The sequence below is a fragment of the uncultured Tateyamaria sp. genome (genome assembly GCF_947494755.1).
Classification (GTDB): Bacteria; Pseudomonadota; Alphaproteobacteria; order Rhodobacterales; family Rhodobacteraceae; genus Tateyamaria.
In genome coordinates, this window is the sequence record NZ_CANLVZ010000020.1 from 23379 (window position 1) to 46194 (window position 22816).

The 22816-nt window shown below is 61.7% G+C and carries 11 protein-coding genes; 2 read left to right on the forward strand and 9 right to left on the reverse strand.

The features are described 5' to 3' along the window. Positions 1-53 precede the first annotated feature (53 nt). Positions 54-1670, forward strand: a complete 1617-nt coding sequence (locus tag Q0908_RS18600; protein WP_299288211.1) for an alpha-glucosidase — start codon at positions 54-56, stop codon at positions 1668-1670. On the opposite strand, the gene Q0908_RS18605 is transcribed toward Q0908_RS18600, so the two are convergent. The 9 genes from Q0908_RS18605 to Q0908_RS18645 all read right to left on the reverse strand — a co-directional run bounded on the left by Q0908_RS18605 (position 1667) and on the right by Q0908_RS18645 (position 17961). After that, complete coding sequence (locus Q0908_RS18605; protein ID WP_299288214.1) at positions 1667-4060, reverse strand: glycogen/starch/alpha-glucan phosphorylase; 2394 nt, start codon at positions 4058-4060, stop codon at positions 1667-1669. The genes Q0908_RS18600 and Q0908_RS18605 overlap by 4 nt on opposite strands. An 18-nt stretch (positions 4061-4078) precedes the next feature. Continuing rightward, positions 4079-5953 (reverse strand): alpha-amylase family protein, encoded by a 1875-nt coding sequence (locus Q0908_RS18610; protein ID WP_299288217.1) that lies wholly within the window; start codon positions 5951-5953, stop codon positions 4079-4081. Between the two features lie 4 nt (positions 5954-5957). Further along, positions 5958-7589, reverse strand: coding sequence for an alpha-D-glucose phosphate-specific phosphoglucomutase (locus Q0908_RS18615; RefSeq protein WP_299288220.1), 1632 nt, complete (start codon positions 7587-7589; stop codon positions 5958-5960). Between the two features lie 43 nt (positions 7590-7632). Then, positions 7633-9708, reverse strand: a complete 2076-nt coding sequence (gene glgX / locus Q0908_RS18620; RefSeq protein ID WP_299288222.1) for a glycogen debranching protein GlgX — start codon at positions 9706-9708, stop codon at positions 7633-7635. Then, positions 9705-11138 carry a glycogen synthase GlgA gene (gene glgA, locus Q0908_RS18625; protein ID WP_299288226.1) on the reverse strand — a complete coding sequence of 478 codons (1434 nt, stop codon included), beginning with the start codon at positions 11136-11138 and terminating at the stop codon, positions 9705-9707. The genes glgX and glgA overlap by 4 nt, the downstream gene beginning before the upstream one ends. Then, positions 11135-12391 carry a glucose-1-phosphate adenylyltransferase gene (gene glgC, locus Q0908_RS18630; protein ID WP_299288229.1) on the reverse strand — a complete coding sequence of 419 codons (1257 nt, stop codon included), beginning with the start codon at positions 12389-12391 and terminating at the stop codon, positions 11135-11137. Before glgC ends, glgA begins: the two co-directional genes overlap by 4 nt. Positions 12392-12415: 24 nt before the next feature. Further along, a complete protein-coding gene (gene glgB / locus Q0908_RS18635; protein ID WP_299288232.1) occupies positions 12416-14620 on the reverse strand; it encodes a 1,4-alpha-glucan branching protein GlgB in 2205 nt (734 codons plus the stop codon). A 221-nt stretch (positions 14621-14841) separates the two neighbouring features. Beyond that, positions 14842-16266, reverse strand: coding sequence for a mannose-1-phosphate guanylyltransferase/mannose-6-phosphate isomerase (locus tag Q0908_RS18640; protein WP_299288235.1), 1425 nt, complete (start codon positions 16264-16266; stop codon positions 14842-14844). A 150-nt stretch (positions 16267-16416) separates the two neighbouring features. Next, positions 16417-17961 (reverse strand): mechanosensitive ion channel domain-containing protein, encoded by a 1545-nt coding sequence (locus Q0908_RS18645; protein WP_299288237.1) that lies wholly within the window; start codon positions 17959-17961, stop codon positions 16417-16419. A 315-nt stretch (positions 17962-18276) separates the two neighbouring features. Here Q0908_RS18645 and Q0908_RS18650 point away from each other — a divergent pair, with 315 nt between their 5' ends. Continuing rightward, positions 18277-22806 carry a Hint domain-containing protein gene (locus tag Q0908_RS18650; protein ID WP_299288240.1) on the forward strand — a complete coding sequence of 1510 codons (4530 nt, stop codon included), beginning with the start codon at positions 18277-18279 and terminating at the stop codon, positions 22804-22806. Positions 22807-22816 lie beyond the last annotated feature (10 nt).

A 22816-nucleotide genomic window follows, 5' to 3' on the forward strand; every position in this document is an offset into this window, starting at 1 on the left:
ATTTGTCAATCACGCGACGCCTGATATGAAGCATCACCAACAAGGAGAGTTTCATGCAGGAATGGTGGCGCGACGCGGTTGTCTATCAGGTCTATCCCCGCTCATATCAGGACGACAACGGCGATGGGGTCGGCGATCTGACCGGCATCACTCGCCGTTTGCCGCATATTGCTGAGCTGGGGGCAGACTGCATCTGGCTCTCGCCCGTATTTCAGTCGCCGCAGGACGACATGGGCTATGATGTGTCGGACTATCTGGCCATCGACGCGCTGTTTGGCGATCTGGATGATTTCGACCGGTTGATAGCCACTGCGCATGATCTGGGGCTGAAGGTGATCGTGGATCAGGTGCTGTCCCACACCTCCGACAAGCATGAGTGGTTTGCCCAGTCCCGTACCAGTCGCGACAATGACAAGGCGGACTGGTACGTGTGGGCGGACCCCGAGCCCGATGGCTCCCCGCCGACCAACTGGCACAGCCATTTTGGTGGGCCTGCGTGGGAGTTCGATCCGCAGCGCGGGCAGTATTATCTGCACAACTTCCTCGCCTCGCAGCCCGACCTGAATTTTCACAACCCGGATGTGATCGACGCGATCCTTGAGACCTGCAAATTCTGGCTGGACCGGGGGTTGGATGGCTTTCGCCTCGATACGGTGAACTACTATTTCCACGATCAAAAGCTGCGTTCGAACCCGCCTGCGCAGTCCAAGCCGCAGGTGATGGCGACCGATCTTTATGGGATGCAGGACAATATCTATAACAAGACGCGACCCGAAAACCTGGCGTTTCTTGAGAAATTGCGTGCGCTGACCGACCAATATGACGAGATCATGATGGTGGGCGAAGTGGGCGAGATGGGCCGCCGGTCCATCGAGATCATGGGCGAATATACCGCCGGAACGGACCGCCTGCACATGGCCTACAGCTTTGCGATGCTGGGGCCTGATTTCTCGGCAGAGCACTTTCGCAACTGCATCGAGGGCTTTCAGCAGGGCGCGCCAGATGGGCACCCCTATTGGTCGTTCAGCAACCACGATGTGGCCCGTCAGGTCAGCCGGTGGGCGGACTATGCCGTGTCGGATGATGCGATGGCGCGTCTGACGTGCGCGATGTTGATGTCGTTTGAGGGCACAATCGGTATCTATCAGGGTGAGGAATTGGGTCAGTTAGAGACTGAAATGGTTTTCGAGGAGTTGACCGACCCGCCTGCGATCCGGTTCTGGCCTGCGGTCAAGGGCCGCGATGGCTGCCGCACGCCGATGGTGTGGGAAAAGGACGCGCCCCATGGCGGGTTTTCTGAGGTGAAGCCGTGGTTGCCGGTGAAGGCGCCGCAGCTTGCCAACGCGGTGGATCAGCAGGGCGCGGACAGCGTTCTGGCGTTCTACAAAGAGGCAATTGCGTTTCGCAAAGCCACGCCCGCACTTCGCACTGGGGCGACGACATTCCACAACCTGCCCGAGCCGCTGTTTGCGTTCACGCGCGGGGCAGGGGAGGGGGCCGTGACCTGCGTGTTCAACCTGTCAAAGACGCCACAGACGGTGGTCTTGGGCGGGGCCGCCACGCTGACGGGGGTGTATGCCGCGACGCTGGATGGCACGGCCCTTGCGCTGCCCGGCAATGGGTTTGCGTACCTGTCTCACAGTGACACGCTGACCTTGAGCGCGGATTAACTGAGGCTCTTGGCGTTCCAGATGCCGTCCATATATTCCTGAATGGTGCGGTCTGACGAGAAATAGCCCGACCCTGCGATATTGCGCAGGGCGGTGCGGGTCCAGCCGTCGGTGTCCGCGAATGCTGCGTCGACCTGTGCCTGACAGTTCATGTAGCTCGCGAAATCGGAGGTCACAAAGAACGGGTCGTCATCCCATGTGCGCGCCACAAGCCCGTGGTAGCGGTCGGGGTTGGCGCGGTTGAACCGGCCCTCGACCACCATTTGCAGGATGTCCTGCAAGGGCTGACTGGCAAGGATCGCCTGCCGCGCATGGTCGCGGTTCTGCCCGCGTGCGCGCACCTCGTCTGCGGTCATGCCGAACAGGAAAAAGTTGTCGGCGCCCACGTGTTCGCGGATTTCCACATTGGCCCCGTCCAGCGTGCCGATGGTCAGTGCGCCGTTCATGGTGAATTTCATGTTGCCGGTGCCCGACGCCTCCTTGCCGGCGGTCGAGATCTGTTCGGAGAGGTCCGCCGCCGGGATCATCCGCTGCGCCATGGACACGTTGTAATTGGCCGGATAGACCACCTTGAGCAGATCGCCCGTGACGGGATCAGTATTGATCGTGGTCGCTACATCGTTGATAAGATGCACGATTTCCTTGGCGATGACATAGCCGGGCGCGGCCTTGCCCCCAAAAATCTTGACGCGCGGTGTCCAGTTGGCTGTTGGATTGGCCCGGATCATCTGCCAGCGCGCGATGGTTTCAAAGAGGTTCATCAACTGGCGTTTGTATTCGTGGATGCGCTTGACCTGTACGTCGAACATGGCGTCGGGGTTCAGCGTCAGCCCCATATGGTCCTGCACCCAAGCGGCAAAGGCGACCTTGTTCGCGCGCTTGGCCCCGTGCAAGGCGTCGCGCAGCGCGCTGTCATCTTCGTGGTCGGACAGCGCGCTGAGCCGGTCCAGATCGCCCTCCCATCCGGCCCCGATTGTGTCGGTGAGGATGGTGGATAGCGTCGGGTTTGACAGCCGCAGCCAGCGCCGGGGCGTGACCCCGTTGGTGCGATTGAGGATGCGCCCGGGATAGAGCCGGGCGAGGTCGGCGAACACCGTTTCCTGCATCAATTCGGTGTGCAGCGCCGAGACGCCGTTCACATGCCCCGACATCACAAAGGCCAGCGTGCCCATATGGACCTGATCGTGATGCACGATGCGCAGATCGTCGGCGCAGTTGGTCGCGGCCTGATGTTCGCGGTCGATCCGTTCGATGATCTGCATGTGGCGCGGCAGCACCCGGCCCATCAGCCATGTTGACCACGATTCCAGCGCCTCGGGCAGCAGGGTATGGTTGGTGTAGTTGAGGCAGCCCACGGCGAGCGGTTTAGCGACGTCCCAGTCAAGCCCGTGCTCGTCCACCAGTAGCCGCACCAACTCGGCCCCCGCGAGCGCGGGGTGCGTATCGTTCATCTGGATCGCGACCTTGTGGGGCAGTTGGGTGAGGTCGTCATATTCCGAAAGGAACCGGCGCAGGATGTCTTGGAGAGCGGCAGAAGTGAGGAAGTATTCCTGTTTCAGCCGCAATTCCTTGCCGCCATTTGTGGTGTCATCGGGGTAAAGGACGCGCGACAGGGTGCGCGCCAGCGCCTCGGGCGCGGCGGCGGCGGTGTGATCGCCCGCGTTGAACCGTTCGAGGTCAAAAAGGTCGGTGGGATGCGCGCCCCAAAGCCGCAGCGTGTTGGCCCATTTCCCCTCCCAGCCCACCACCGGCATGTCATAGGCGCGCGCATAGACGGTTTCCGCAGGCGTCCAGATGGCAGTGCCCTGATCCATCCGGACGGTGCCTTTGAAGGGGATGGTATAGCGCGCTTCGGGCCGCTCGAACTCCCACGGGTGGGGCTGGTTCAGCCAGTCCTCGGGACGCTCAACCTGTTGTCCGGCCTCGAATTTCTGGCTGAAGAGGCCGTGTTCATAGCGGATGCCATAGCCGTAGGCGGGGCAGGCGAGGGTGGACATGCTTTCGAGAAAACAGGCGGCAAGCCGTCCCAGACCGCCGTTGCCGAGGGCCGCGTCGGGTTCATCCTCGATCAGGTCATCGAGCGCGATATCCTCATCCGCAAGCACGTCGTGCAACGTGTCGCGCAGGCCCAGATTGACCATCGCGTCCTCAAGCATCCGCCCCATGAGGAATTCGAGCGAGAGGTAATAGACCCGTTTGCCCTGCGCCTGATAGGTCTTGCGGGTGGCGGCAAACCACGGCTCGACGATCAGGTCGCGCACCGCGTAGCTGACGGCCATGCGCCAATCGTAGGTGCTGGCATGGGCCGCGTCCTTGCCAAGCGTGTAGGTCAGGTGTTGCGCGATGCGCGCGCGCAGGCCCTCGGCGGACATATCTGTCATCACATTCATCGCGCATCTCTGCCTTTGTCAGGTCAGCCAGACCCGCCCCAGAGGCGGCATGGCGAACATATCGTTTTCCAGGTCCACCGCACCGCCCGAAAGGGCGTCGTGAAAGTCGCTCACCCCGTTGTCGCGCAGCCAGTGTCCGGGCACGTGTTGCCACGTTTGGCTGAAATTAAAAAGGCAAAGAAGCGTGTTGGCGGGCGCGATGCGTTGAAATGCAAAGAGGGCGGGGTTGCCAGTATCGCGGATCCGGCAGGCATGGGCGCCGTGCAACTGTGGCGTGGCCTTGCGCCTCGCATAGATGTGGCGCGTGCCCCTCAGCACCTGACCTTCGGGGCTGTCGGGGTCGGATTGGGCGCGTTTCAAGCGGTCCCAATCCATCCGGGGGCGGTGAATCCAGCGCGAATCGTGGCTGTGTTCGGGGACGTGCAGATAGCCGTAGTCATTCGTCAGCGCGATTTCGTCGCCCATATAGATCAGTGGCACGCCGCCATAGGACGCGATCAGGGCGTTGCCGAGCAGGATGCGCTGCACCGCAGTTTCGATCTGATCGGGGTCTGCGTTGGCCTGCGCCAGTTCCAGCCCTGCGAGCGAGGCGAAGGTGCCCGAAATCCGTTTGTCCCCGGTGGCCGGATTTTCCTGAAACAGCGCACCGCGGGCAAAGCTGCCCTCGAACGTGCCTTCGTAGAAATCCGACAGGTAGGTGCGGTGGGCCGCCCCGGAAAAGCCGAGCGCGCCTGCGTCTTCGTCCGTGATCGCCCACCCGATATCGTCGTGGCAGCGGATATAGGTCGCATAGGTCGCGTTGGTCAGGTTTTCGGGGAAGTGGGTGCGCAGCACATGGGTCATCAGCCCGGTGTCGCGTGTCGCCAGCGCGCTCCAGAATTGCACCATGAGGTTGTTGTGATAGGCCAGATTGCCCTCGCGCCCGTCATGTTCGCCGCGCCCGAAATAGGTGAGCATTTCGGCGGGGCCGACGATGGCTTCCTCGAGATGCAGGACGCTGGCCGCACAGATGCGCGTGACGGCCCGCAGCGCGCGCAGGATCATGTGGACTTCGGGTTCGGACTGGCAGCGCGTGCCCATCCGTTTCCACATGAACGCAACAGCATCGAGCCGCAGCACATCGACGCCCTTGTTGGCCAGAAACAGCATGATCCGCGCGATTTCGACAAAGACGCGTGGGTTGGCCCAGTTCAGATCCCACTGGTGTTCGTTGAAGGTGGTCCAGACCCATTTGCCGATGTCCGGGTAATGCGTGAAACTGCCGGGTGCGTTGTCGGGGAAGATCTCGATCAGGGTCTGTTCATAGGCTTTGGGCAGGGTGTCATCGTCAAAGAACAGGTACATGTCGCGGTGCGCGGCGTCCCCTGCGCGCGCCTTTTTGGCCCAGGCATGTTCCTTGGCGGTGTGGTTCAGCACCATGTCGATGCACAGCGACATGCCCCGTTTGCGCAAGGCCTTGGACAGGGTTTGCAGATCGCCCATGGTGCCGTAGGCCGGATTGATCCGCCGGTAATCCATCACCGAATAGCCCCCGTCGCTGTCGCCGGGACGCGGCTTGAGGCAGGGCATCAGGTGAACGTAAGTCACCCCAAGGCTTTCGAGATAGTCGAGTTTGTCATGCACCCCCGCAAGGTTGCCTGCGAAGCGGTCAATGTAGAACACGTAGCCGAGCATGTCGGGCCGCTGGAACCAGTCTGGTTCGAGATCGCGTTGCAGATCGAGGGTTTTGAGGTCGGCGGGCCGCGCCTTCCACGCGGCACGCATATCCGCCAGCAGTGTGTCGCGCAGGCTCGGGTAGTCGGGGTGATCCCCGTACAGCTGCGCCAGCATCGGCCAGAGGTCGGGCGCGCTGCGCGCCAGGCGCAAATCAAAAATTTCCCGTGTGTCGGTCATGGCGTCAGGTGATGACGTCCGGGGCGTCCCGCCCGGTCATGGCGACAAGGTCCGAGACCTCGAGGGCGGCGGCGCGGATGTCGCTGAGCGCGTCCTGGGGGGGCAGGTCCAGCTTGGTCGGGTCGGTCTCAAGCTGTTCGAGGTAGACCCGGATGGTGGAGCCTGCGGTGCCGGTGCCCGAGAGCCGGAAGATGGCGCGGGCGTCGTTGTCAATGATCAGCCGGAGGCCTTGGTTGGTGGAGCGGGAGCCATCGACCGGATCGTCATAGGCAAACTCGTCCGCCATTTCGACGGTCAGCCCCTTGATCGTAGTGCCGGGCAGGTCTGCGAGTTTGTCGCGCAGCGCGTTAATCATTGCGTTTGCTTTGTCGCTGTCCACGTCCTCGTAGTCGAGCCGGGAGTAGTAGTAGCGCCCGTGCGTTTGCCACAGCTCCTCCATCAGGGCGGCCACGGATTGCCCGGTGTCGGCGAGGATATTAAGCCACAGCAGCACCGCCCAAAGCCCATCCTTTTCGCGTACATGGTCCGATCCGGTGCCCGCGCTTTCCTCGCCACACAACGTTGCCTTGCCCGCATCGAGCAGGTTGCCAAAGAACTTCCAGCCCGTTGGCGTCTCATAGCAGTCGATGCCGAGACTGGCCGCGACCCGATCCGCCGCGCGCGAGGTCGGCATGGAGCGCGCGACGCCCGCCAGGCCGTCCTTGTAGCCCGGTGCCAGATGCGCCTTGGCCACCAGCAGCGCGAGGCTGTCGGAGGGCGTGACATAGGCGTGCCGCCCGACAATCATGTTGCGGTCCCCATCCCCGTCCGAGGCCGCACCGAAGTCGGGCGCATTGTCGGCATACATGATGTCCATCAATTCCTTGGCCCAGATCGGGTTGGGGTCGGGATGCCCGCCGCCGAAATCAGGCGAGGGGGTGCCGTTGATGACGGTGCCTTTGGGTGCGCCCAGGATGTCCTCGAGAATGGCGTGGGCGTAGGGGCCTGTGACCGCGTGCATGGCGTCGAACCGCATGGTGAAGCCACGCGCGAACAGGGCCTTGATCTTGTCGAAGTCGAACAGCTTTTCCATTGCCGTGACATAGGCGGCAATGGGGTCGATCACCTCGACTGACATACTGTTGAGATCATATGTCCCTTGGTCAGCGATGTTGACGTCTTGCGCGGCGCAGATGCGGTAACATTCGATATTCTGGGTCCGCTCATAGATTTTGTCGGTCACGCTTTCTGTGGCGGGACCGCCATTGGGGCCGTTGTATTTCAGCCCGAAATCCGCGTCCGGCCCGCCGGGATTGTGGCTGGCGGACAGGATCAGCCCCCCATCGGCCCCGCGCGTGCGGATTAGGTTCGAGGCGGCGGGGGTGGACAGGATACCGCCTTGGCCAACGATGCAATGGGCGGCCTCGTTCGCGGCGGCCATGCGCAGGATCACCTGGATGGCGCGGTCGTTGAAGTATCGCCCGTCGCCCCCGATCACGAGAGTCTTGCCCGCCACGCCGCCGATGCCGTCGAACGTCGCCTGCACGTAATTTTCCAGAAAATGCGGTCGCATAAAGATCGCGGTTTTCTTGCGCAAGCCGCTGGTGCCGGGCTTTTGGCCGTCGATTGGATGGGTTCTGACTGTTTGCATTGGCATGGTCGGTTGCTCCCTTTTTCTTCGTGCCCTTTTGGGCGGCCCCTTAGGTTTGTTGTTCGTGCGAGAAGACGACGACCGCGTTGGCCGCCACCTTCATTCCTGGTGTGACGGCGATGGCGTCGTCCTGGCTGGTATCGAAACGCCGCACCCACGCATCGCCGTCCGGCAATTCGGGTGGATGGATCGTGACCGCATCACCGCTGTTGAGCACGATCAGCAACACGCCCTCCCGCCGCACATATTCGGGTGTGCCCGAGGCCATGCGCATTTCGGCGACGATCACCTTGAGGTCCGGGTTGTCCCAGTCGCCTTGTTCCATCGGTTCGCCGTCGGGGCGGCGCCAGAACAGGTCGGGTTCGCCGTCGGTCAGCCGCTGGCGGGAATGCAGGAACCGGTGCTGGCGCAAAAGCGGGTGCATCCGCCGGAATGCGATGGCCTGCTGGCAGAAGGTAAAGAAGGGATCGCCCTTTTCCGGCCAGTTGACCCAGCCCACCTCATTGTCCTGACAATAGGCATTGTTGTTGCCGTTCTGGCTGTTGCTGACCTCGTCTCCCGCCAGCATCATCGGGGTGCCTTGAGACAGCATTAGAGTCGCGATCATGTTGCGCTTGCGCCGTGTACGCGCCGCGACGATGTCAGGGTCGTTTGTCGGCCCCTCATGGCCCATGTTGTCGCTGTGATTGTCGGAATGGCCGTCGCGGTTTTCCTCGCCGTTGTTGAGGTTGTGTTTCTGGTTGTAGCTGACCGTGTCGTGCAGGGTGAAGCCGTCATGGGCGGTCAGGAAGTTCAGCGACGAGGTGGCGTGCCGTCCGTCATGGTCGAAGAATTGCGCCGAGCCCGACAGCCGTGCGGCCACCGCCGCGACCTTGCCGGGATCGCCCCGCCAAAAGGCGCGCACGTCGTCGCGGTACTGGTCGTTCCATTCGGCAAAGGGGGCGGGATAGGCCCCAAGCTGATAGCCGCCGGGGCCGATGTCCCAAGGCTCTGCGATGAGTTTCACGCGGTTGAGCACGGGGTCCTGCCCGATGGCGCGGAAGAAGGGGCCGTTGCGGTCAAACCCCTCGCGGGTGCGCCCAAGGGCCGAGCAGAGATCAAAGCGGAACCCGTCCACGTGCATGACCTCGACCCAATAGCGCAAGCTGTCCATGACCAGCCGGATCACCGCCGGGTTTTCGAAGTCGAGCGTGTTGCCGCAGCCCGCATCGTCGATATAGAACCGCTTGTTGTCGGCCAGCCGGTAGTAGCTGGCATTGTCCAGCCCGCGAAACATCAGCGTCGGCCCGAGTTCGGAGCCTTCGGCGGTGTGGTTGTAGACAACGTCAAGGATCACCTCGATCCCGGCAGTGTGAAAGCGCGCCACCATCTGCTGAAATTCCGCGATGTCGGTCCCGCGCATGTATCGCGGGTCGGGGGCAAAGAACCCGTAGGTCATGTAGCCCCAATAATTTGTAAGCCCTCGGTCCAGCAGGAATTTCTCATTGAGAAAGGCCTGGACGGGCAGTAGTTCGATGGAGGTGATGCCAAGGTTGCTGAGGTGTTCCAGCATGGGAGGCGAGGCCATGGCGAGGTAGGTGCCCGGGTTCGCCACATCGCTGCGCCCGGCGGTCAGCCCTTTGACATGGGCCTCGTAAATCACCGTATCCTCATAGCTGTGGTGCGGACGCGGGGTTTTGCCCCAGTCAAAGCTGGGGTCCACCACAATCGAGCGCGGCATGTAGGGTGCGCTGTCGGTCTTGGAAAAGCTGCGGTCCTTGGTCTTGTGTCCCGGCACATAGCCGAACAGCGCGTCATTCCAGATCGGGTGGCCGGTGAGCTGCTTGGCATAGGGGTCGATCAGCAGTTTGAACGGGTTGAAGCGGTGCCCTTCTTCAGGCGCATAGGGGCCATCCATCCGGTAGCCGTACTGCTGGCCCGGGCGCATGCCGGTGAAATAGCCGTGCCAGATGTGGCCCTCACGCTCGGGCAGGATGATCTCTTGGGTGGCGGTGCCGGTTTCGTCGAACAGGCAGAGGATCACTTTGGTTGCGTGTTTGGAATAGACGGCGAAATTCACACCTTCGCCGTCGAAGCTGGCCCCGAGAGGCGCCGGAAGGCCGGGCCGAATTCCGAAATTGGTCACTGTGCGCTGCCTGCCTCGACAAGGGTTGCGTAGATGTCGCGATAGGCGGCGGCGGAGGTTTCCCAGTCGACCTTCTGTTTCATCGCATTGCGCTGCATCTGTTTCCAGAGTTTGGGCTGGGCATAAAGGTCATGCAGCCGCGTGAAGCCATTAGACAGCGCCGGGGCGGTGACGGGGAAGAACTGGATGCCGGTCGCGACCCCAGCTGACAGTGCGGCGGGTGAGGCATTGATGACCGTATCGGCCAGGCCCCCCGTCAGCGCGACCAGTGGCAGCGCGCCATAGCGCAGCCCGTAAAGCTGGGTCAGCCCGCAGGGTTCGAACCGCGACGGCACGAGGATCGCGTCGCCCCCGGCCACCATCTGATGCGAGAGTGGCTCGTCATAGCCGATCTTGACGGCGATATTTTTGTGGGTTGCGGCGGCCTCGAGCAGGGCGACTTCGAGCCGTGGATCGCCCGAGCCGAGCAGGGCGAGTTGCCCACCTTGGTCAAGCAGCGCGGGCAGGGCGTCGATCAGCAGGTCGATGCCCTTTTGTTCGGTCAGTCGTGAGATCAGGACGCAGAGCGGGCCGTCGGACGGGGCGAGGCCAAAAGTCTTTTGCAGCGCCTTTTTGTTGGCGGCTTTGCCAGCGGGGGATTTGAAGGGTTTGATGTTCGGATCGGTCTGGGGGTCCCAGGCGGCGGTGTCGATCCCGTTGACGATGCCGGTGAGGTCCGCCTTGCGTCGCGCCAGCACCCCGTCGAGCCCCATGCCAAACTCGGGCGTCAGCAATTCCTCGGCATAAGTGCGCGAGACGGTGTTGATCTTGGCCGCGCCCATCAGCCCGGCCTTGAGCGCGGAAATCTGGCCCCAGAATTCGAAGTGATCGACATCGAAGCGGGCGGGGTCAAGCCGCAGATCGCCGAGTTTCTCGCCGCCGCAATTGCCGTGAAAGGCGATGTTGTGGATGGTGAAGACGAAGGGTGTCTGCACCTCCGCATTGTGCAGGTATTCTGGTGTCAGACCCGCCTGCCAGTCGTGCCCGTGCAGGATGTCCGGCGACCAGTCGAGCATGCCGCCCGCGATCTCGGCGGCGACGAAAGACAGCGCCGCGAAGCGTTCGGGGTTGTCGGGCCAGTCCTGACCGGTAGCGTCGATGTAAATGCCGCCATCACGGTCGAACAGGTGGGGCGCGTCCAGCACCAGCAGGTCGAGGCCCGCCACCTTGCAGGCCAACAGCGTTGCCTTGCCGCCGAACAGATCCTTGAACGTCGCGACCTTTTTCGTCTGCCCGAGCTTGCCCATGATCGCGCGATAGCCCGGCAGCAGCGTGCGCATCTCGCAGCCCTGATCGGCCGCCGCGAGGGGCAGTGCCCCCGCCACGTCCGCCAGTCCGCCCGTCTTGATCAGGGGCGCGCATTCGGACGTGATGGACAGCACCTTGATCATGTGGCGGCGGCGCGCGCGTCGAGCATATCTTGGGTGATGAGGGTCGTGCCGCGATCCGTCACCCGGAACCACTTGGCGTCCTCGGTCGGATCCTCGCCGACCACCAGCCCCTCCGGGATGACGACGCCGCCGTCAATCACCACCTGCCGCAAACGGGCCGAGCGGTGCACGACCACATCCGGCAGGACAACCGCGTGATCGAGTACAGCGTAGGAATTGGTGTGGACATTGGTGAATAGGACCGAATTGCGCACCTCGGTGCCCGAAACGATACAGCCGCCCGACACCATGGACGAAATCGCGATGCCGCGCCGGTCCCGTTCGTCATGGATGAATTTGGCGGGCGGCACGCTGGCGTTGTAGGTCCAGATCGGCCAGTCGCGATCCCAGAGGTCCAGTTCGGGCGTGAAGTTGGTCAAATCGATATGGGCCTGCCAGAACGCATCGACGGTGCCGACGTCCTTCCAATAGGCCGGCGCCCCTTCGGCGCGCACGCAACTGTCATCGAACCTGTGCGCCATCGCCTTGCCGTTGGCCACGATGTCGGGGATCAGGTCGTTGCCGAAATCGTTCGAAGACTCCGGGTTTTCCGCATCCTTGAGCAGCCATTCGCGCAGGAATTTCCAGTCGAACACGTAGATCCCCATGGAGGCGAGCGCCTTTTCGGGGTCCTCGGGCGTGCCGGGCGGGTCGGCTGGTTTTTCGAGGAAGCTGGTGATTTGCCCCTCTTTGTTGGTGGCCATGACGCCAAAGGCGGTCGCCTCCATCCGCGGCACGGTCAGGCAGCCAACCGTCACATCAGCGGCGGATTCCACGTGCTGGCGCAGCATGATTTCGTAGTCCATCTTGTAGATGTGATCGCCCGCCAGGATCACCACGTAATCCACGCCGTAGCTGTCCACGATGTCGATGTTCTGGGTGACCGCATCGGCGGTGCCTTTGTACCAGCTTTCGGTGCCGCCGCGCTGCGAGGCAGGCAGGACGTCGATGAATTCGTTGCGCTCGGCCCCGAGGAAATTCCAGCCCCGTTGCACGTGCCGGATCAGACTGTGAGCCTTGTATTGCGTCGCAATCGCCATCTTGCGAATGCCTGAGTTCATCGCGTTCGACAGCGCAAAGTCGATGATCCGCGCCTTGCCCCCAAAGGGCACAGCCGGTTTCACCCGGCGGTCGGTCAATTCCTTGAGGCGACTTCCACGACCCCCGGCCAGCACAAAAACCATGGAGCGTTGTGTAAGGCGTTTCGTCTTCATATGAATATCTCCTCCCAAAGAATATCAGTCCCGCGTGTGGCGCAGCGCGATCACAGAGAGCGGCGGCAAGGTCAGCGTGATCGACTGATCCTGCCCGTCGCGGGGATCGCCTGCCGTGGTGACGCCGCCGAGATTGCCTCGATTGCCGCCGCCGTAGGCGCTTGCGTCGGTGTTGAGCACTTCGGCCCAATGCCCCGACGCCGGGACGCCGATTTGGAACCCAACGCGCTCGACGGGCGTAAAGTTGCACACGACCACAACGGGCGCGTCCCCGTCTGCGCCAAAGCGGGCGAAAGCGATGGTCGATTGCGCGGGATCATTGCCAAGCCAGCCGAAGCCGCGCGCTTCGCAGTCATAAGCAAAGAGGGCAGGGGTGGCGCGGTAAAGCGCGTTGAGGTCCTGCACCAGTTTTTGCACCCCTTTGTGGGCGGTGTGTTCGGCGGCGGCCCAGTCAAGCTCGCCGTCATGGCTCCATTCAGCCGGTTGGGCGAATTCGCAGCCCATGAACAGCAGCTTTTTGCCCGGGAACATCCACATATAGGCATAGTAAGCACGCAGGTTCGCGAACTTTTCCCAATCGTTGCCCGGCATCTTGGACAGCATCGACCCTTTGCCGTGCACCACTTCGTCATGGCTGATCGGCAGGATGAAATTTTCGGAAAACGCCCAGTCGATGGGGAAGGTCATCAGGTGATGATCGTATTGGCGATAAACGGGATCTTTTTCCATGTAGCGCAGGGTGTCGTTCATCCACCCCATGTTCCATTTGTACCCGAACCCGAGGCCGCCCGAATGCACAGGCTGGGACACGCCGGGAAAGGATGTGCTTTCCTCGGCCACGGTCATGACGCCCGCGTCGGCACCGTAGACGGCCACGTTCATTTCCTTGAGGAAGTCGATGGCCTCGTAATTCTCGCGGCCCCCATCCCTGTTGGGCACCCACTGCCCATCCTCGCGCGAATAGTCGCGGTAGAGCATTGAGGCCACCGCATCCACGCGCAAACCATCCAGATGATATTCCTCCATCCAGTAGAGCGCGTTGGCGACGAGGTAGTTTTTCACCTCGACCCGCCCGTAATTGTAGATCAGCGTGTTCCAATCCTGATGAAAGCCCTCGCGCGGGTCTGCATGTTCGTAAAGGGCGGTGCCGTCGAATTTCGCCAGCCCATGATCGTCGGTGGGGAAATGCCCCGGCACCCAGTCGAGCAGCACGCCGATCTCGCTGGCGTGCGCGGCCTCGATCAGGTCGCGGAATTCATGCGGCGGGCCAAAGCGGATCGTGGGGGCGTAGATGCCCACGGGCTGATAGCCCCAGGAGCCGTCAAAGGGAAATTCCGACACCGGCATGAGTTCGATATGGGTAAAGCCCATATGTTTGACATAGCCGATCAGGTCGCGCGCGAGTTCCTTGTAGCTGAGCGGGCGGCCCCCGTCGTCATAGCGCCGCCGCCACGATCCCAAGTGCACCTCGTAAATCGAAATTGGCTGGCCGCGATCCGACCGCGCGGCGCGCGATTTCATCCATGCCGCATCTTTCCAGCCATAGCCTGCGATGTCGCGTACGATGGACGCCTTTTCCGGCGGGTGCTGCGAGCCAAAGCCGACCGGGTCGGCCTTGAAGGCGGTGCCCGCCGCGCCGGTGATTTCGTATTTGTAGAGCGCGTCGTCGCCGACACCCGGCAGGAACGTCTCCCACACGCCGGTGCTGCCGGCGGGGCGCAACGGGTGCTGCCGCCCGTCCCAGGCGTTGAAATCGCCTACCACGCTGACCTTGCGCGCGTTCGGGGCCCATACGGCGAAGTGGGTGCCCTGCACGCCCTGATGGGACATGACGTGCGCGCCCAGAACGCGCCAGAGTTCCTTGTGGGTGCCTTCGCCGACGAGATATTTGTCGAAATCCGTCAGCACGGGGTCACAGGCAAAAGGGTCCGCAGCCGTATGGCTGGCACCGTCTGCATACTGCGCGGTGAGCGTGTAGGATTTGCCGGGCACGGGGGCGGCGAACACGTCGCCGTCCAGACGTTGCAACGCGGTCTCCTTGTCCCCGACATGGGCGGTGACTGACACGGCACCGGGTTTCAGCGCGACGATCCAGCGCCGGTTCTTGCTTTTGTGGGGGCCCAGTACGTCGAACGGGGCGGGGTGGTCGCCTTTGTTCAAGGTTGCGATGTCATCTGCTGTCAAGAATGTGGGGCGCGGTGCCTGGTCGGTGTGAGATTGTGCGGCCATATGTGCGGCATACCTTTTCGCTGACGGGTTCGCGCTGTGCCGGGGACCGGCCAGGATCGTGGGTGCCTGTGATACAGACAAGGGCAAACACCCCCGCATGGCTTCAGGTTCCAACCTCAGACGGGGGTTTGCCGGGCATTGGGCGTCCAGACTAAGCGTTTTGGCGTCGTTGTGAAAGTGGGCTTTGATTTGGCGGGATATTTGCGCCGATGCGGGCGGTCTTAGCCTTTGGCCCCGGCGCCGCGCGCATAGACGTCTTCGTAGCGGATGATGTCGTCCTCACCCAGATAGGACCCAGTCTGCACTTCGATCAGGACCATGGGCATCTTGCCGGGATTTTCCATCCGGTGCACCGCCCCGAGCGGGATATAGACGGATTGGTTTTCGCTGATCAGCTTGACCTCGTCGTCGATGGTGACCTTGGCGGTGCCTTCGACGACGATCCAGTGTTCGGCGCGGTGATGGTGGCTTTGCAGGCTGAGTGCGGCGCCGGGATGCACGACGATCCGTTTGACCTGAAAGCGGTTGCCGATCACGAGGCTTTCGAACCAGCCCCATGGCCGGTGATCCTTGGGGAACTGTTCGGCCTGCACCGCCCCTTGCGCCTTGAGCGATTGGACCGCCAACTTGACGTCCTGCCCGCGTGCGGCGTCGGCGATCAGGACAGCGTCGTTCATCGCCACCGCCACGATGTTCTTGAGGCCGATGCCGACGAGGGCCATCTCGTCGCTTTCCGAACGCAACAGGGCGTTGTCGCAGTCGATGGCTGTCGCCGTCCCGTGGGTGGCTACACCCCTGTCGTCGCGCGGACTTTCGCGCCAGACCGCGTCCCATCCACCAAGGTCGGACCATGCGTGGCTATAGGGCACGACCGACAGATTGTCGGCACGCTCCATCACTGCGTAGTCGATCGAGATATTGTCGGCCTGCGCCCATGGGGCGGGCGCGAGGCGCAGGAACCCAAGATCGGGTTCGGCCGCCTCAAGCGAGGCTGATACCGGGTCCATCAGAGTCGGGGCGTGGGCCTTGAATGCCTCGATGATGGCGGCGGCGCGGAACATGAAAATGCCCGCGTTCCACATGTGTTTGCCCGAGGCGAGAAGTGTTGCCGCCGTCGTCGCATCCGGCTTTTCCACAAAGCGCTTCAGGGGGGCCGGGCCGCCTTGGGGTGCCTCGGCAAGTTCGAGATATCCGTACCCGGTTTCGGGATGGGTTGGCGTGATCCCGAAGGTCACGAGCTGCCCTTGTTCGGCGACGTCCTGCGCGATGTGCGCAGCGTCGAGAAACTGGGCGGTGTCGGGGATCAGATGGTCGGAGGGGCAAACCAGCATGATCGCGTCCGCATCACGTGCATGCAGGTAAAGTGCTGAGACCAGAACCGCGGGCGCGGTGTTGCGCCCTTCGGGTTCAAGCAGAATGGCACCGGGGTCGATGCCAATGGCGGCCAGTTGTTCGGTCACAATGAACCGGAAGTCCGAAGCGGTCACGATCAACGGGTTCTGGAACGACTGGAGGCGATTGGCGGAGGCCTGAAACAGTGTCTCTTCGCCAAGCAGGGGCACGAATTGTTTGGGATAGCTTTTGCGCGACAAGGGCCACAGGCGCGACCCGGCGCCGCCACACAGAAGAACGGGTGTTATGGACATCTCTGAATCGCTTTCCCGTATTTGGTGTGCTGCACTCGGTGCAGTATTGACCCATGACGGCTATGATTGCGAGGGGGGAGGGGCCGATCTTGGACGCGGTTGTTGTGGAATGAACACGGCAGCAGCAGGGGCCACGGTGTTGCAGGGCGATCAGCGTGTTCCGCCCCGGAATACCCGGTCTACACGGCGCACAAGATCCTGAAAGGTGACGGCCTGCCCGCTGTCCTGCACGTAGGTTTTAGCGTCTTCGGCGCGTTGGCGGCGGTGTTGGACTAGCTGCGCAAACTGTTCGGTGATCCCGTCGCGGCCCGACACGACCTTGCGCAGACAATCGACGTTTACGCGGATGATCGACACGTCCGTGCTGGCCAGATATTGCATGGCAGCCGGTTCGTTTGTCAGCATTGCGGCGAGACCGAAATACTGGCCCGGGTGCAATTCGTCGACATAATGCCGCCGCCCTGCATTCGATGACACGCTGACCTCGACCACGCCGGTCGAGATGATCTGGATACGGTCCGCCTGTTCGCCTTCCTTGAGGATCACGCTGCCCGCCTCATAGAACGCTCGCTCGCTCATCGAGGCAATTTCGCCCAGGTCTTCTTCGGTGAGGAAGGCGGCAAAATCCAATGATTTGAGGGCCATCAGGACGTTCGGCGGCTCCATTGGGTTGTGGGTGGCACGGGCATAGCGGACCTCTTGCATGTCGACGGCGACTTGCAGTCCGGCGTCTTTCAGGGCGTTGTGGATTTCGCGAAACAGCTCTTCGCGCCCGGCGAACATAGCCTGGTAGTTGGGGAAATGCACCCACACCATGTAGGAGTAGGGCGATTGCGTCGCATCCGTCAGGCGGATCGTGGGCAAGGCCCCCGGCACCGACCGCTTACAGCGCAACGCCGCCTCGAGCAGCAGAACCTTGATCGCGCGCGGGTCGTAATCGGCCGAGATGCGGATCATGTACCATGGCGAATATTTGTGGTTGCGGTCGTGCAGGTTGCGGATGCGCGTCTTGGCCAGCACGCTGTTGGGTACCACAAGCGTGGCATTGTCCCATTGCCGCAGCCGGGTGGTGCGCCAGTTGATGTCGATCACGCGGCCCTCGGTGCCATCCTCGAGCATGATCCAGTCTTCGAGTTTGAAGGGGCTTTCGAGGCTTAGCGTCAGCCCTGCGAAAAAGTCACCAAGGGTTTGTTGCGTCGCAAAGGCAAGGATCGCAGCCAATACGCCGGTCGACAGGTAAAGCTCGGTCGGGCGATAGCCATTCATCGTCAAAAAGACCGCAAGCCCGCCGATCACGCAGAGCCCGTAGAGGATAAGTCGCAAAAGCTGGGGCAGGTGCCCGTCACTGACGTCATCTGCGTGGGCGACGCTGATCCAGACTTCGGCGATGCGCCCGAGCCCGACGAAGATGGTCACATAGAGCGCCAATTGCGTGATTGTGACCGTCAGGTTCGCAAGCTCTGCAAATTGCAGCAGGTCAAACAGCCGGGCCAGAAACCGCCCGACCCCAAAGATCGTCAGCGGAATGATCACGAAGTTTGCGGCCGTATCGATCCACATGTAGCGCGACAGCACCCGCCTGCCCAAAGTCGTGCGCCGGAAGATGAACCAGACCAGCGCCAAAATGACCGACCCACCCGCCAGCATCAGGCCGTCCCTTACGGGCGCATCCATCGCGATTTCGGTGCTGAACATGGCTGGTTTCTTCTACTTGGGGCGTTGTGTTGAGCGACCATAGTGCGAGGTCTTACCGAAAGGTAAATGACCTTCACGTGTCTGAGCGGGACATTTTCCTAAAGTCTTTTCAAAACAGGAGGATAAAGTCGCCCAGCACGGTTGTGATTTGAGCCGCTGTTACGCTGCTGAAATAGAGAAAAATGAGACAAATTTTTTCATAAATCTTTCATAAGTCATCACCGCGCCGCGCCCATGCCCAAATTCGAGGTCAAAGGAGGGCCTACCAAAAAGCCGCCGGGACGAGTGGTTTGGGTACGACGAAGGCAACGAGCAATGGCAACAATCAACGGTGACGGGTCAGACAACACCCTAACCGGCACGGCAGATGCTGATGACATCACAGGCGGCGCGGGCAATGACACGATCAATGCCGGCGGCGGGAATGATGTCGTTGATGGCGGCTCTTCTACCCTTACCAATACCGACCTGTTTCTGGACTGGACCGATCAGGGCGTCGATGGCGACAGTATTGCCACCGGCTTTACCCAGGATACGGGTGGCATCAACGTCGCCGTCAGCTTCAACAATGGGGGTGTCGGGACGACGGCTACCGTCGAACAGAACGCCCATTACGTCGATACGGGCGAGCCCTTTGATCCAAACTCGGGCCTTGGCCTGCGTGGCAATGGCAACGGAACGGCGTGGACGACCGAGCTCGACTTTTCGGCGGTCGGCGGGTCCGGCCTGGCTGACACGGTCGAGAATGTATCATTTCGTTTGCAGGATGTTGATCGTGGAGGCTGGCAGGATGTTCTGACCATCAACGCCTTTGATGCGGATGGAAATCCGGTTTCTGTCATCCTGACCCCGGCGGGTGATGACACCGTCAGCGGCAATACGGTCACAGCCGGTCCGACCTCGACCGGTGCGACTGATCCGCAAGGCTCCGTTCTGGTTAGCATCCCGGGCCCGGTGGCCCGGATCGAGATTGTCTATGCCAATGCCGGGACTGGCGGGCAGCTTTTGTATGTCAGCGATGTGCATTTTGATGCTGTGCCCACCGATGATGATACCATTTTTGGCGAGGCCGGGAATGACACGCTGTCGGGTGGGTTCGGCAACGACGTCCTTGATGGTGGCGACAACAATGATGTGATTGATGGCGGGTCGGGCAATGACACGCTGATCGGTGGTGCCGGGGCCGACGTGTTGACCGGTGGCACGGGGAATGATGACCTTTCCGGGGACGCCGGGCGCGACACGCTGGACGGGGGCGAAGGCAACGACGTTTTGTCCGGTGGCGCGGGCGCGGATGTGTTGAGCGGTGGCACCGGCAATGACAACATTTCAGGCGGCAGTGGCTTTGACCAGCTAACAGGCGGAGAAGGGGCCGACACCCTTGATGGCGGTGCGGGCAACGACACGATCTTTGCAAATGGCGGCGATGTTGTCATCGGTGGCGAGACCGGCACTGACACAAACGATGTGCTGATTGTTGATGACGTCGCCTTTGTCACCTTTGACCCGACCGACGGCGAAAACGGTACGATCACCTTCAACGATGGCACAACGGCCACCTTTACCGGGATTGAGACGCTGACCGTCAATGGCGGCCCGGATGGGATCGTTGCAGGCACCGGTGGGGCGGACCTGATTGACGGTGCCTTTGTCGATGAAAACCTTGAGCAGGTGGACGCCGATGACGGCACACTGGGCACCATCGGTGATCAGGATAACATCCGGGCGGGTCTGGGCAATGACACGGTCTATGCCGGAGAAGGCGATGATACTGTCCTTGGCGGCCCGGCCACGCTGACCTCGGCGGCCGAGAACCTGAGTTGGGTAGCAGAAGGCGGCGCAACGGATGTGTCGGGTGGGTTCACCCAAGACACCGGCATTGCCAATATTACCGTCGAGATCACCGATAACGGTGCGCTGAACCAGGCGGATATCGACACTTCGGGCCAGTTCGTGAACACGGACGAGCCCTTTGCCACCAACTCGGCCCTTGTTCTTGGGGGCAATGGTGGTCCGGATGTCGCCACCGTTTCATTCTCCTCTGATGTGCCGCTTGAGACCGTCAGTTTCCGCATCAACGATCTGGACAGCGACACGTGGCAAGACATCGTCACCGTCAATGCCTTTGATGCACAGGGCAATCCGGTTGCGGTCACGCTGACGGCGGCGGGCAATGAAACGATTGCGGGGCAGACGGCTACGGGCGGGGCCGGGAACGACAGTCAGGCGGATGCAAACGGGTCCGTCCTTGTCGAGATTGCGGGCCCTGCCGCCAGTTTTGAGATTGTATACGAAAACGGATCGACCGAGGGGCAGGTCGCCTACATCACGGATGTCCACTTTACCGCCTTTGAGATCGACGACGACACGATCCATGGCGATCAGGGCGATGACAGCCTTGATGGGGCTGCGGGCGATGATGTGATCTTTGGCGATCAGCTTGCCATTGATCCGGCCGATTTTGCATCCGGTGGTGTTGGCGCGATTACCAATGTCACCTTTGACAACCAGTCTCCTTTTGCGGTTGAGCTGGCGCAGATCGACACGAGCGGCGCGATTTCTCCGGTTCTGACCATACCGGCAGGGTCGGATTTCAGTGCGATATCGCGTACGGATACCAATTGGGTCCTTCTCGATCCCGAGACGGGTGACATCCTCCAGCTTTATCAGGCACCGGCGGATGGCGACACGCTGATCTTTTCCAGCGCGGGTCAGGATACGCTGGCCGGCGGGGCGGGTGATGACACGCTGTCAGGCGATTTTGGCAATGATTCCATCGAGGGCGGCGACGGTGCGGATTCGATCCGTGGCGGATCGGGCGACGACACGATCACGGGCGGGGCCGGAGCGGACACGCTGGCCGGAGACGCAGGCGATGATGTCATTATCGCCGCTGACGATGCCACCGGGGGTGCAGCGGGTTCGGCTGATCCGAGCCTTGGCGATGTGATCACGGGCGGCACCGGCGACGATGTGATCTTTGCCAATGGTTCGGATACGGTCGATGGCGGCGAGGATCTGGATGGCAGTGACATTGATACGCTCAATGTTCGAGATGTCGCCTCGATCCAGTATCAGGACGCGGGCGGGTCCGACGTTGCCTTTGTTACCGAACAGGGGATTGTTACCTTCAATGACGGCTCGACGCTTGCCTTTTCCAACATCGAAAATGTCGTTGATCTGGACCTGGATGGCTATGTCGAAGGCACGACAGGCGATGACCTCATCGACGCGAGCTATGCCGGTGACCCCGAGGATGACCGTGTCGACAACAACGATGCGATCCTTGCGGGCGAGGCGTCTCAGGACGATATCATCCTGGCGGGGGACGGCGACGATACCATTGCGGGTGGGGCCGGAAACGACGAAATCTATGGTGACACGGCAGCCCTGCCATCCAACCCCGATGGGTCGGGCGGGTCGAGCACGGACCCATGGCTATACGAATATTACGACCTCGATCCGACGGGTGCCCCGTCAAACCTGGCCGATGCCGGGTTCACCGCAAACGGAGGGCGCGACAATACCGCGACACCGACCACCACCGGCGTTGCCAGTTCGATCACCCCGACTGATTACGACACGGGCGATGACTTTGCGCTGAAGTTCACCAGCACCCTGACTGTGACCACGGGTGGCACCTACACGTTCTCGACCGCGTCGGATGACGGGTCCAAGGTGTTCATCAACGGCGTCGAAGTTGTCGACAATGATGGGCTGCACGCCACGGTGAGCGCGTTTGGCACCATCACCTTGCCCCCCGGCGAGCATCTGATCGAAATCATCTATTTCGAGAATGATGGGGGCAACACGCTCAGCGGGACGATTTCTGGCCCCGACACGGGCAATGCCCCGGTTGATCTGGCCTCGTACCCGCCGCTGATGCGCCCCGGCCTAAACGATGGGGTTGGCAACGACGTCATTGATGGGGGCGCGGGCGACGATGTCATCTTTGGTGAAGGTGGCAATGATGCGATCACCGGGGGCACCGGTGCCGACACCATCGAAGGGGGCACGGGCCAGGACACGATTGACGGCGGCGAAGGTGCGGATGTCATCAACGCAGGCGATGATGCTGATGTGATCCGCGCGGGATCGGGCGATGTCATTGATGGCGGCGAAGGGGGCGACGACAACGACACGCTGATCCTTGGCGACTTTGGCGCGACGGTCGTCTTTGATCCGGGCAATTCCGAAAATGGCACCGTTACCTTCAGCGATAACACCACTGCCACCTTTACCAATATCGAAAATGTGGTGCCCTGTTTCACGCCGGGCAGTCGGGCGATGACCCCTGACGGCCCCGTCGCGGTCGAGGATCTGCGGGTCGGCGATCTGGTCGATACCCGCGACAATGGCCCGCAGGAAATCCGCTGGATTGGTCGCAAATTCGTCACCGCCGGGATGCTGGAGCGTGCACCGTATTTGCAGCCCATCCTGATCCAAAAGGACAGCATGGCCCCGGCCATCCCTGACCGCGACATGCACGTGTCCCCTCAGCACCGGATGCTGGTTGCAAACAGTGCGACGCAGTTATGGCTGGGCGAGGACGAGGTTTTGGTCAAGGCCAAGGATATGACCCATAAGCCGGGCATTGATGTGGATACGGAAGGCGAAGGAGTAACCTATATCCACATCATGTTCGATCAGCATGAGATCGTGTTGGTTGACAATGCCTGGACCGAAAGTTTCCAGCCCGGCGATATGCTGTCATCCGATGCCGCAGATGAGGTGTTCAAAGAATTGCTGGAGCTGTTTCCCGAACTTGCCCATACCGGCGGCCGCCAAAGCTACTGTGCCGCGCGGCTGTCCGCCAAACGGCACGAGGCGCTTTTGATTGCCTGAATCGCCGGTC

Excerpts from the sequence above, each read along its gene's own strand:
- Q0908_RS18600 (WP_299288211.1), top strand. The coding sequence starts at position 54 with ATGCAGGAATGGTGGCGCGACGCGGTTGTCTATCAGGTCTATCCCCGC.
- Q0908_RS18605 (WP_299288214.1), bottom strand. The coding sequence starts at position 4,060 with ATGAATGTGATGACAGATATGTCCGCCGAGGGCCTGCGCGCGCGCATC.
- Q0908_RS18610 (WP_299288217.1), bottom strand. The coding sequence starts at position 5,953 with ATGACCGACACACGGGAAATTTTTGATTTGCGCCTGGCGCGCAGCGCG.
- Q0908_RS18615 (WP_299288220.1), bottom strand. The coding sequence starts at position 7,589 with ATGCCAATGCAAACAGTCAGAACCCATCCAATCGACGGCCAAAAGCCC.
- glgA (WP_299288226.1), bottom strand. The coding sequence starts at position 11,138 with ATGATCAAGGTGCTGTCCATCACGTCCGAATGCGCGCCCCTGATCAAG.
- glgC (WP_299288229.1), bottom strand. The coding sequence starts at position 12,391 with ATGAAGACGAAACGCCTTACACAACGCTCCATGGTTTTTGTGCTGGCC.
- glgB (WP_299288232.1), bottom strand. The coding sequence starts at position 14,620 with ATGGCCGCACAATCTCACACCGACCAGGCACCGCGCCCCACATTCTTG.
- Q0908_RS18640 (WP_299288235.1), bottom strand. The coding sequence starts at position 16,266 with ATGTCCATAACACCCGTTCTTCTGTGTGGCGGCGCCGGGTCGCGCCTG.
- Q0908_RS18645 (WP_299288237.1), bottom strand. The coding sequence starts at position 17,961 with ATGTTCAGCACCGAAATCGCGATGGATGCGCCCGTAAGGGACGGCCTG.
- Q0908_RS18650 (WP_299288240.1), top strand. The coding sequence starts at position 18,277 with ATGGCAACAATCAACGGTGACGGGTCAGACAACACCCTAACCGGCACG.